7 protein-coding genes are annotated in these 11920 nt (G+C 42.6%); all 7 read left to right on the plus strand.

The window, feature by feature from the left end; translation table 11 throughout:
- Positions 1–2: 2 nt before the first annotated feature.
- The 7 genes from RCZ04_RS10935 (at position 3) to RCZ04_RS10965 (ending at position 11802) form a co-directional block, all read left to right on the plus strand.
- Positions 3–1613, plus strand: a complete 1611-nt coding sequence (locus RCZ04_RS10935; protein ID WP_460486075.1) for a DUF6377 domain-containing protein — start codon at positions 3–5, stop codon at positions 1611–1613.
- A gap of 161 nt (positions 1614–1774) precedes the next feature.
- Positions 1775–4753 carry a SusC/RagA family TonB-linked outer membrane protein gene (locus RCZ04_RS10940; protein WP_460486076.1) on the plus strand — a complete coding sequence of 993 codons (2979 nt, stop codon included), beginning with the start codon at positions 1775–1777 and terminating at the stop codon, positions 4751–4753.
- Between the two features lie 12 nt (positions 4754–4765).
- Positions 4766–6256, plus strand: a complete 1491-nt coding sequence (locus RCZ04_RS10945) for a RagB/SusD family nutrient uptake outer membrane protein (RefSeq protein ID WP_460486077.1) — start codon at positions 4766–4768, stop codon at positions 6254–6256.
- The gene (locus RCZ04_RS10950) at positions 6256–7722 is read left to right on the plus strand and encodes a glycoside hydrolase family 30 protein (protein ID WP_460486078.1); all 1467 of its coding nucleotides are present in this window, start codon (positions 6256–6258) and stop codon (positions 7720–7722) included. The genes RCZ04_RS10945 and RCZ04_RS10950 overlap by 1 nt, the downstream gene beginning before the upstream one ends.
- A gap of 142 nt (positions 7723–7864) precedes the next feature.
- Complete coding sequence (locus RCZ04_RS10955; RefSeq protein WP_460486079.1) at positions 7865–8593, plus strand: SGNH/GDSL hydrolase family protein; 729 nt, start codon at positions 7865–7867, stop codon at positions 8591–8593.
- A 402-nt stretch (positions 8594–8995) separates the two neighbouring features.
- A complete protein-coding gene (locus tag RCZ04_RS10960; RefSeq protein WP_460486080.1) occupies positions 8996–9502 on the plus strand; it encodes a hypothetical protein in 507 nt (168 codons plus the stop codon).
- 101 nt (positions 9503–9603) lie between these two features.
- Positions 9604–11802, plus strand: a complete 2199-nt coding sequence (locus RCZ04_RS10965; RefSeq protein WP_460486081.1) for a glycoside hydrolase family 3 C-terminal domain-containing protein — start codon at positions 9604–9606, stop codon at positions 11800–11802.
- Positions 11803–11920 lie beyond the last annotated feature (118 nt).

Below are 11920 nucleotides of genomic sequence, written 5' to 3' on the forward strand. Positions count from 1 at the left end.
TTATGAAAAGCTATATCACACTCTTTATTATATGCTTGTTGGGAAGAAATGTAGCGATAGCACAGGAAAATAAAGAGGCAGTACTCCACCAGCTAAATCAAACTATCAAGCAGAGTGCTACTTATATACAAGCCAAAGAACAACGTATCGCTTCCTTGGAAAAGGTGCTTGAAAAAACTACTCAACCAACAGAAAAATACAATCTGCACAAGCAACTGTATACTGAATACCGAAAATTTAAAGCTGATTCGGCAGTGGCTTATTTGCTCAAAAATGAACAACTTGCTCTTCAGCTAAACGACCTTGCCAAGCAGGATGAAACTCATATATTCCTTTCTAAACTCTACTCGGTAAAAGGAATGTATGTAGAGGCTTTGCAATTGCTAAAAGCTATTGATAAACACCGGTTGAATAAAGAGCTGTTGTGTGAGTATTATGATTCATTTCATATTTTCTACAGCCACTACGGGCAAAGTACTAACAATTTAGATTATTTCAGAGCTTCTGATACCTATCGCGATTCTCTACTTCTTTGCTCTAATACGTCCTCTTTAGCTTTTAAAATCAATGAGTCAATAAGGCAGTTCTACGCAACTGATAAAGAGCGCGCTACCCAGCAATTTGAAGCTTTGTTACAGCAAACTACGCCTGACAACCCTCAAAGAGCTGTGATAGCTTATTATTTAGGGTTGGCAGCTCAAGAAAAAGGAGATGACAACCTCCAAGAGTACTATTTTGCCCTTTCGGCCATTACCGATTTGCAAAACGCTATCAAGGACAACGCTTCTTTGCAAGGCTTAGCGCTCACTTACTTCAAGCGAGGCGAGGTGGCTAAGGCTTTTCAGTTCATCAAAATGGCCATTGATGATGCTGCTTTCTGCAATGTGCGTCACCGTGCCGAAGAAGGGGCTTCTTTTTACTCTATTATCAACACCGCCTACCAGCAAAAAGAAGCGGAACAAAAGCGCGAACTTCAGTTGTATTTGGTGCTCATCAGTGTGCTCTCCATAGCATTGATCATCGCTTTGGTATATGTGTACAAACAAGTAAAACGACTCGTGAAAACTCGTAAGGAACTTTCTTACAGCAATCAGCAACTCGAAAAATTGAACACTGATTTGCAGGAGATGAACCAAAATCTTCAGGAAGCCAACCTTATCAAAGAAGAGTATATCGCTCATTTCTTTAACCTCTGTTCGGCTTATATTGATAAAATTGAAAATTACCGAAAACTACTCTACAAGAAAGCGTCTAAACATCAGTTTGATGACCTTACCAAAGTTCTCAAATCTACTACCGTGGTAGAAGAAGAGTTAGATGCCCTCTACAAGAACTTCGATACTATTTTCCTCAATATTTACCCTAATTTTGTAACTCATTTTAATGCGCTTTTGGAAGAAGGCGAACAAATCTTCCCTAAAAAAGGCGAACTCCTCAACACCGAATTGCGCATCTTTGCTCTCATTCGTTTAGGCATTACCGATAGCAACAAGATAGCCGAGTTCTTGCGTTATTCTCTTCGTACGGTGTACAACTATCGCACAAAAGTGCGGAACAAAGCGAAAGGTGAACGCGATCTTTTCGAAGAAAAAGTAAAGAAAATACGTGATTAAAAGGTGAAAATCCAGTACTTTTTAAGCGTTTTTTTACAATACAATAATTTAATAATCAGTTTTTTATATTTTTTGCATAGTACTTTTCTAATACCCGATGTTACACGAATGTTTTTTCGCTCTACTTTTGTCGCAACAAAACGAACGTAATGTTTTATTTTATGAAAGTACTCAAAGAACATTTAATGCTTACAGTGGTACTGTTGCTCGGTGTGGTAGGGCTTGCTCAAGCGCAATACAGCAGAGTAACAGGTACCGTAACCGATGACAAAGGAATGCCGCTTCCTGGCGTTTCTGTAATAGTAAAAGGTACTACCAAAGGCGTAGCTACTGATTTTGATGGGAAATATACCCTTACTGAGGTGGCGCGTGGTGCCATTGTAGAATTTTCGTCAGTAGGCTACAAAACCCTCGACCTAAAAGTAACAGGCGAACAGCTCAACGCCAAACTCGCTGAAGATACTCAAAACCTTGAGGAAGTGGTGGTTGTGGGCTATGGTACCCAAAAACGCGGTGATGTAACTACCGCTATTACTTCTGTAAAAACGGAAGACCTCGACCAACGTCCTGTAACTTCGGCTGCTCAAGCTATCCAAGGGCGCGCGGCAGGTATTCAGGTAGTGCAACCTAATGGTGCCCCTGGGGCTGGCTTGGCAGTGCGCATTCGCGGAAATACCTCTATCAGCGCCTCTAACGACCCCTTGTATGTAGTCGATGGGATTCCTGTACAAGATATCAGTGGTATTGCGCCTACTGATATTGAGAATATGCAGGTACTCAAAGATGCTTCCTCAGCAGCTATCTACGGTTCACGTGCTGCCAACGGGGTGGTGCTCATCACTACCAAACAAGGGAAACGCAATGAGCCTAAAGTGTCTATCAATACTTATGTAGGTCTTTCCGAAATTGCCAAAAAGATTCCTTCTCTTAACACAGCTCAGTACTATGACCTTATGGCCGATTCTGGCGCTGTAGCCACTTCGTCATTGGCTGGACTAACTGATCAAACCGATTGGTATAAAGAGACTTTCCGCAGTAGCTTCACTCAAAACACACAGCTCTCAGTCTCTAATGCTACCGAGAATACTAAGTATTACCTTTCAGCAGGACATACTAAAGAAGATGGGATCATTCGCAGTTCTTTCTTTGAGCGTTACAATGTGCGCCTCAATTTAGAAGCTAAAATGCGCAAATGGCTCACTTTTGAAACCAATCTATCTTATGCCGATTATGAGTCAAATGGCATCATTTCAGGATTAGGAGCTAACCGTGCTGGGGTAGTGCTTTCAGTAATCAATACTCCTCAGTACGCGCCTATTTGGAGTACCAAAGCAGGCGAAGAAGGCTGGTATTACTATGATTTTAAAGGGGCTAACCTCTCTCACCCTGTTGAAAATATATCTCGTCGTGCCGATAACCTTCACAAGAATAACCGCTTTGTAGGTAGTGGTTCGGCTATTGTGCAGCTCTTTGACGGATTGCGTTACAAATCTACTATCGCAATGGATCGTCTATCCAGTAAGGAAAATCGTTGGACTGACCCTAAACTCACTGCTTATGGCCGTAGAACGTATGGTGAGGCTGCCGATATCCGCCGTAATAATACCATCCTCACTTTTGATAATATCCTTACTTATGACAAAACATTAGGCAAACACAACTTATCTCTATTGGCTGGTACATCGTATACGAATGCCAAAATGGATGCTAGTGAGATGTACGCCACTCACTTCCTCACTTCTGATATCAAAACGCTCAATGCTGCGAATAAAATAGGTCAAGGAAGTATTACAAATGCTGAAGAATGGGCTATGATGTCCTATTTAGGTAGGATTTCGTATAACTATGATAGTAAATATCTCCTTACTGCCAATTTCCGTGCCGATGGTTCTTCAAAATTAGCGCCTGGCAAACGTTGGGGCTACTTCCCTTCAGTATCTGTAGGTTGGCGTTTGTCTCAAGAAGATTTCTTAAAAAATGTTGATTGGCTCAGTGAACTCAAATTGCGCGGTGGCTGGGGACAAACAGGTAACCAAGCAGGTATTTCGTCCTACGCCTATTTGCAACGCTATCGCATCGCTCGCCAAAACTGGTGGGGCAATGGAGCCAATGCAAATGCGATGATTACCCTCGTGCCTAATTCCTTCTCCAACCCCAATCTCACTTGGGAAACCACTACCCAAAGCAACATTGGGCTTGACATCGCTCTTTTCAAAAACCGCTTGTCGTTAGCTGTAGATGCTTACCTTAAAAAGACAACCGACCTATTGATGGATGTGCCTCTTCCTGCTACATCCCCTGTGCCTTCTATCTATCGCAATGAGGGTGAGATGACCAATAAAGGGATTGAATTTTCAGTTGACTCAAGAAACTTTACAGGAGAATTCCAGTGGAATACGAACTTTAACATCTCGTTTAACCGCAACGAACTCACCAAACTTTCTTTACAAAAAGTGTATTACTATGCCAGCACTTCCGAAGCTACTTCTGAACAAGTAGTACGCATTACCGAGGGGCAACCTTTAGGAAAATTCTGGGGCTTAGTAAGTGAAGGCGTTGACCCTCAAACTGGGGATATGAAGTACACCGACCTCAATGGTGATGGTAAAATTACTGTGTCCGACAAAACTTATATAGGCGACCCGAACCCCGATTTTACTTTCGGTCTTACTAACGATTTCTCCTATAAGAACTTTACCCTTAGCGTATTTTTCCAAGGCTCTTACGGCAATGATATTTACAACGCTTCCCGTATAGAAACCGAAGGTATGTACGACGGTAAAAACCAATCTACAGCCGTGCTCAACCGTTGGCGAAAAGCAGGTGATGTTACCGATATTCCTCGTGCTGTAAGAGGTACTGATAACATCAAAGCTTCTTCACGCTGGGTAGAAGATGGTTCTTACTTGCGACTCAAAACCCTCACCTTGGCTTACAACTTGCCTACCGAAGGTTTAGAACGCTATGGCATTCGCAAAATCCAACCTTACTTCACTGCACAAAATCTTTGGACACTCACCAATTACAAAGGTTTTGACCCCGAAGTAAACGAAGGCCTCTCTGGCCCTACTATGGGTATTGATTGGGGTACTTACCCTCAAACAAAAACCTTTATCTTTGGTCTTAATATCGAATTTTAAAACCTTATGAAAATGAAAAAATATATATACCTTGCACTCTCGTTGGCCTCGCTAACAGCTTGCAGTTTAGATAAAGACCCTATTTCCGACTTCAATGAGAAGAATATGAGTCAGCAGGGCAGTAGTACCATCGAAACCAAAGCGCAAATGCAAGCGCGCTATGAAGCTATCTACACTTTTATACAAGGTACGGCTCAAGAGTTTTGGACATTAGACCTCTTGATGAATACCGAAGTGCGTGCCGATAACGCTTATGCCGGTGGTACTGATGCGCCTATCACCTCTATTGAACAAAACAGTCAAGACCCTTCTAATAAAAATATCACTCGTGATTGGCAACGCTACTTAGAAGGTATTAACTTAGCCAATGTGGTGATTGCCAATGTGGATAAAGTACGCGATGCTTCCCTCTCTGATGCCGAACGCCGCCAGTGGAAAGCCGAAGCTCGTATCTTCAAAGCATGGATGCTTTTTGATATGGTGCGCTTTTGGGGCGATGTGCCTATCCCTTCTGAAGATATCCCTGTGATTACTTCTGATAATATTGCTGAAACTTACCAAAAACTTTTCCCTGGTCGTAGTTCTGTAGCCGAGGTATATCAGGCCATTAGAGATAATTTGGAAGCTGCAGTAGCCGATGCTCCTAATGTGAATACGGCCAACAAGTTTATCCTTACCAAAGCGGTAGCCAATGCGCTATTGGCTAAAGTGTACGCCGAAAAACCTATACGCGATTACAACAAAACTATTCAGTATTGCGATGCCGTAATAGGAGCAGGCTTCTCATTAGTAGCTGATTATGCCGATTTGTTCCAACTCAATGCGGCGGGTACCGATGCCAAATTGCGCAACTCCTCTGAGTCTATTTTTGAAATTACGTATAGCACTGGTGGACAAACGTGGCTCTCTATAATGTTTGGTAAAAACCACATCAACCCTAATAGCAAATACGACTGGCGCAAATGGTGCACTCCTTCACGCGACCTCTTGGCTGCTTTTGATGCCGAAGGTGATACTGTGCGTAGAGATCAAGCGGTAGTTTGGGGGCAACCTTCTTGGAGTAATTACTACCCCTCCGATCATTATGCCTTTATGTACAAAATCCGTTCAGGAGCTAACAGTGTGATTAAACTCCGTTTGGCCGATATCCTCTTGCTCAAAGCAGAAGCCCACGCTGCTTTAGGTCAAACTGCCGAAGCTGCTGCTTTAGTAAATCAAGTGCGTGCGAGAGTAGGATTAACAGCTATTTCCTCTTCACTCTCTCAAGAGCAAATGAAAGAAGCTGTACTCAAAGAACGCCGTCTTGAATTAGCTTTTGAAGGACAGCGCTGGTTTGACTTGGTGCGCAATGACAAAGCTATCGAAACAATGAATAGCTTAAACAATAGAGATTCTGGCAGATTGAGACAAATCTATCCGCTTGATGAGCGTACAGTGTTGTATCCTGTACCTCAAACTGAGATTGAGAAAAACTCTAAACTTACTCAAAACGCAGGTTACTAATGAAAATATTTTCATCTTTTCTAATTATAAGTTTGCTTGGGGCAGTAACTGCTTGTTCTGCTCCCAAGCAATCTCATAGTCCTACCGTGAAAGTGCTCACTACTACAGCCAATAGAAGTCTGGAGTTTGCTAAAGATAGTACGCCATTGCTTTCAGTTGATAAAATGCCTAATACTGCTGATATCAGCTTCAAACCTACTGAAAAGTTCCAAACTATCTACGGCTTTGGCTCTGCGATTACGGGCTCTACTTGCTACAATCTCTTGCAAATGAACCCTGCTGATAGAAAGGCTTTCCTCACCGAAACTTTTTCTGAAACCGAAGGTTTGGGTCAGAACTACGTGCGTATCTCTATTGGCTGTTCCGATTTTTCCCTCAGTGAATACACTCTTTGCGATACAGAAGGCATTGCCAATTTCGCTCTTACTGATGAAGAAAATCGCTATGTAATTCCTGTGCTCAAGGAAATATTGGCAATAAACCCTAAGGTGCAAATCATAGGCTCCCCCTGGACGCCTCCGCGCTGGATGAAAGTCAATAACCTGAAAGATTTGCAACCTTATAACCATTGGACGAGCGGTCAGTTGAACCCTGCCCATTATCAAGACTATGCGCTTTATTTTGCCAAATGGTTGCAAGCGATGAAGGACAATGGAATCAATGTGAATGCCATTACAATCCAAAACGAGCCACTCAATAGGGGCAATTCGGCTTCTATGTATATGGGGTGGGAAGAGCAACTTGCCTTTATCAAAACCGCTTTGGGCAAGACCCTGAAAGAGAAGGGCTGGGGGCAGGTGAAGGTGTATTTGTTTGACCACAATTACAATTATGACAATATGGCTTCGCAAAAGCAATACCCCTTGCATATCTATAAAGATGCCGAAGCCTCTCAATACGTAACAGGGGCAGCTTACCACAACTATGGTGGAGACCCCGATGAGTTGAATGAAATTCACCAACAGTCTCCCGATAAAGAACTTATCTTTACCGAGAGCTCCATAGGCACGTGGAATGACGGGCGCAACCTCGAACGTCGCCTTACTGAAGATATGGATGAGTTGGGTATCAAAACGCTCAACAACCACTGCAAAGCAGTAATGGTGTGGAACTTACTACTTGACGAAAATGGAGCCCCCAATCGCGAAGGTGGTTGCAAAACTTGCTTTGGGGCAGTAGATATTGAAACGAGTGATTATAAAACGATGCGTCGCAACTCGCATTATTACGTGATAGGACATCTCTCGTCAGTGATCAAACAAGGAGCTACCCGCATAGGTTTTGAAAAAGCTACCGATAACGATGTACAATGCACTGCTTTTGAAAACCCCGACGGCTCTTTGGCTTGCGTGTTGCTCAACAAAAAGAAAGAAGCCACTTATTTGACCATCAGCACCGGTACTCATTATTTTTCTTACGAAGTGCCTGGCAATAGCGTAGTTTCTTTCTTAATACCTAAAATATAAATAGAAATCGCTTTTGCGTCTCAAACTTTGCCAAAGTTTCAAACTTTGGCAAAGTTAAAAAAGGCTAAGATTTCTTATATTGAACGTACATTATTAAACAATAAATCATTATCTTTGTACCAAAATATCAAACACTAAACTGATGAAAAGAATATTACTGTCACTATTTGTATTAATTGTAGCCTTTGTGAGTGCACAAACCGCTATCCCTACGACCCTTATCAAAACCGTCATTCCATTTGAACAACGCGACGAAACGCCTTGGATTACGCGTTATCAACGCGATATTACGAACTACCAAAAGGAGAATAAAAAACTTAAAAATCTCAATTGCGATGTACTCTTCTTAGGCAGTTCGTCTATCAACCTGTGGGATACAATTTACGAAGATTTCGCTCCGCTGAACATCATTCGTCGTTCCTACGGAGGGGCTACGTTGCGCGATATGATTTACAATTACAACACTATTGCCAAAGGCTACACCCCCAAGAGCATTTTACTATATGTAGAAAACGATTTGGGTAACCATAAAGAAGGCGTGAATGCGGTGAAATGCTTTGACCTTTTCCGCATCTTTATTGATAAACTTAAAAAGGACTACCCCAATACACCTTTGATTGTAGTCTCTCTCAAACCCTCACAGCACAAAGCCGACCAACTCAAAGACCAACTTTTAGTAAATGCTTTGTTGGAGGAAAACGCTACAGCACAAGGCTATACGTATGTGGATATCACCAAAGTGATGTACGACGATGCAGGCAACCTTCGCACCGATATCTTTAAAGAAGACAACCTCCATATGAATGCCGAAGGCTATAAACTCTGGACAGCTATTCTCAAACCACTTTTAACTAAAGCATTAGGAAATTAGAAAATTAGGAAATTAGAGAATTAGCAGATTTGTGGATGAAGAGTGAGACGTATATTAGGAGATATAGAAATTTAGATTGCTAAAAAGAATCTTAAAATACGCTAAATAGGCAATAATGAAGTAAAATATTTTAAAGGAGGCTATTTTCTTGCTAAAAAAGTTAAGTAGTTAATAATCAATAAAATTTCTTACTTTTTATCTTTTACTTTTGACCTATTTTGACCGAAGCTAAAACGAACCTAAGGCGAAGGTAAGGCGAAGCTAAACCGAAGATAAGGCGTTACTAAATTGAAAATCAATTGGCTGAAAAAGGGTGTGAAATTTTGAAGAAAAAATAACAAAAAACTATCTTTGGAGGAAAAAACAGAAAAATTGTTATATTTGCCTAAAAAATGAGATACAATGAAACACACTTTATTGATGTTTGCGATATTTCTATTAGCTTGTAGTCCTAAAGGAAGTACTCAAAAGAAGGGAGAAGGTATAGTGAGAGATTCAGTGGCTACGAAAACTGTTGTATTTTCTAAAGCAGAGGATAGTAAAGGAAGAACTATTTGGGGTGAATGGACGCATTTTTTTGTTGAAGGCAAAGACACAATGATTTATAAGAGATGGGACGCAAATACCCCGAAGTATATTGTAAATAAAGGCGACAAGACTGTATTTATAGAATACGGTCAGGAACATTATTTATATCATATAAAGGACATTACAGCTCAAAAAGACACTTTTTTAATTAGTGCTACTCAGGAAAATTCACCTAATGAGATATTTGTGTTTAAGTGTTTTCTATTGAATAATAACACAGCTCTTTGGAAAAACAAGTATATGTTTGAGGGCTTGTTTACTCGGAAAGGTGACGATTTTAAAATAATAAAGGAGGAAGTTCCTGCTGAAGAGGAGGAATAAATGACAAAGGAGATTAATAGACATTAAACAAATGCTTTTTCGTTTGATTGGTCAGACTTTTTCAGATTTATAAATAACATTAGCGATTAAAAGAAACTGATATGAAAAATATAAAAATCTTACTGTTTTGCTGTATGACAGGAGGCTTCCTCTTTGCCCAGCAAACTCCCGTTTATTTAGACGCGACGCAACCTATTGAAAAGCGCGTAGACGATGCGTTGTCGCGGATGACCTTAGAAGAAAAAGTAGCGATGTGCCACGCTCAATCGAAGTTTAGTTCCCCTGGGGTACCTCGTCTCGGCATCCCTGAAAACTGGATGACCGATGGCCCTCACGGCATCCGTGCTGAAGTGCTTTGGGACGAGTGGAACCAAGCGGGATGGACAAACGACAAATGTACGGCTTTTCCTGCGCTCACTTGTCTTGTTGCTACGTGGAATCCTGAGCTCAGCAGGGCTTATGGCAAAGCCATAGGCGAAGAGGCGCGCTACCGCAACAAGAATGTACTCTTGGGCCCTGGCGTGAATATCTATCGCACCCCCCTCAATGGACGCAACTTTGAGTATATGGGCGAAGACCCTTATTTGGCATCCAAAATGGTGGTGCCTTACGTGCAAGGCGTGCAGAGCAATGGCGTAGCAGCTTGCGTGAAACACTACGCGCTGAACAATCAAGAAATCAACCGCCATACGGTGAATGTGAAGGTGAGCGACCGCGCGCTCTACGAAATTTACCTCCCAGCTTTCAAAGCGGCCGTACAAGAGGGCAAAGCGTGGAGCATAATGGGCGCTTACAACAAGTACAAAGACCAATGGGCGTGCCAAAACCAATACCTCTTGCAGGATATCCTCCGCAAAGAATGGGGCTTTGACGGCGCAGTAGTCTCCGATTGGGGCGGCGTGAACAACACCGATGAAGCTGCCTTGCGCGGACTGGATATGGAGTTTGGTACGTGGACAGATGGGCTCGCCGAAAATCGCTCCAACGCTTACGACCATTACCACTTGGCGCAGCCTTTCCTCGAGAAACTGAAATCGGGGGAAATTAAAGAAGAGGTAGTGAATGAGAAAGCGCGCAATATCCTCCGATTGATATTCCGCACCAATATGGCGCCCAATCGTCCGTATGGTTCCTTTGCCTCTCCTGAGCATTTTGCCGTAGCGCGCAAGATAGGACAAGAAGGCATCGTACTGCTCAAAAACGACAAGAATGTATTGCCTATCGACTTGAAAAAGACGAAAACGATAGCGGTAATTGGTGAAAACGCTATCAAAATGATGACCGTAGGCGGGGGTAGCTCTTCGCTAAAGGTAGCACACGAAATCTTGCCTCTCGACGGACTTAAGAACCGCATAGGCAAGGATGCCAAAGTGCTCTACGCACGCGGTTATGCCAGCGATGATTACAAAGACCAAGACGGACTTTCGGCAGCTGATATCACCGACAAACGTCCCGCTCAAGAACTCCTTGCCGAAGCCGTAAAAACCGCCAAACAAGCTGATGTAGTAGTGTTTATAGGAGGATTGAACAAACACGACGGACAAGATTGCGAGGGCAACGACCGCAAACAGTACGGCTTACCTTACGGACAAGATGCCTTGATTGAAGCTTTGGCAAAAGCCAATAAGAACTTGGTGGTGGTGCTCATTTCGGGCAATGCAATGGCAATGCCGTGGGTAAAACAAGTGCCTGCCATTGTACAAGATTGGTATTTGGGTTCTGAGGCGGGTAACTCTCTCGCCGACGTGCTCTTAGGTGATGTAAACCCTTCGGGCAAACTGCCGTTCACCTTCCCAGTACGTTTGGAAGACAATCCCGCAACGGCTATGGGAGAATACCCTGGTGATAAGGATGTTACCTATAACGAAGACATTTTGGTAGGTTACCGCTATGCCGATACCAAGGGCGTAAAACCGCTGTTCCCCTTTGGTCACGGATTGTCATACACCACTTTCAAATATGGCAAACTCACTGCCGACAAAAAGACCACCAACGGCGACATTACTTTCTCGATAACTGTACAGAACACTGGCAAACGCGAGGGAGCTGAGGTAGTACAGCTCTATTTGCACGATGAGGAATCCAGCTTACCACGCCCTTACAAAGAGCTCAAGGCCTTTGAGAAAGTGTACTTAAAAGCAGGCGAAACCAAAACCGTCACCTTCAAAATCACCAAGCAAGACCTCTCCTTCTTTAACCCCGACCAGCACGCGTGGATAGCCGAAAAGGGAGCCTTCAAAGCCTTAGTAGGCACCTCTTCCGCCGACATTAAAAGCACGGTAGATTTCACTTTAGAATAGAGTTTTACTTTTCATATTGTAAAAAGCTCGAAGTCGTGAGGCTTCGAGCTTTTTAAGTGGATAATCAGAAAAAAATCTTTTTAAAAAGTTTTGAGTATAAAAATATTATTCATACTTT

This window comes from Capnocytophaga sp. HP1101, from assembly GCF_054772415.1.

What these genes read in the sequence shown, in the direction of transcription:
- RCZ04_RS10950 (WP_460486078.1), top strand. Translation starts at nt 6,256, where the DNA reads ATGAAAATATTTTCATCTTTTCTAATTATAAGTTTGCTTGGGGCAGTA.
- RCZ04_RS10960 (WP_460486080.1), top strand. Translation starts at nt 8,996, where the DNA reads ATGAAACACACTTTATTGATGTTTGCGATATTTCTATTAGCTTGTAGT.
- RCZ04_RS10945 (WP_460486077.1), top strand. Translation starts at nt 4,766, where the DNA reads ATGAAAAAATATATATACCTTGCACTCTCGTTGGCCTCGCTAACAGCT.
- RCZ04_RS10955 (WP_460486079.1), top strand. Translation starts at nt 7,865, where the DNA reads ATGAAAAGAATATTACTGTCACTATTTGTATTAATTGTAGCCTTTGTG.
- RCZ04_RS10935 (WP_460486075.1), top strand. Translation starts at nt 3, where the DNA reads ATGAAAAGCTATATCACACTCTTTATTATATGCTTGTTGGGAAGAAAT.
- RCZ04_RS10940 (WP_460486076.1), top strand. Translation starts at nt 1,775, where the DNA reads ATGAAAGTACTCAAAGAACATTTAATGCTTACAGTGGTACTGTTGCTC.
- RCZ04_RS10965 (WP_460486081.1), top strand. Translation starts at nt 9,604, where the DNA reads ATGAAAAATATAAAAATCTTACTGTTTTGCTGTATGACAGGAGGCTTC.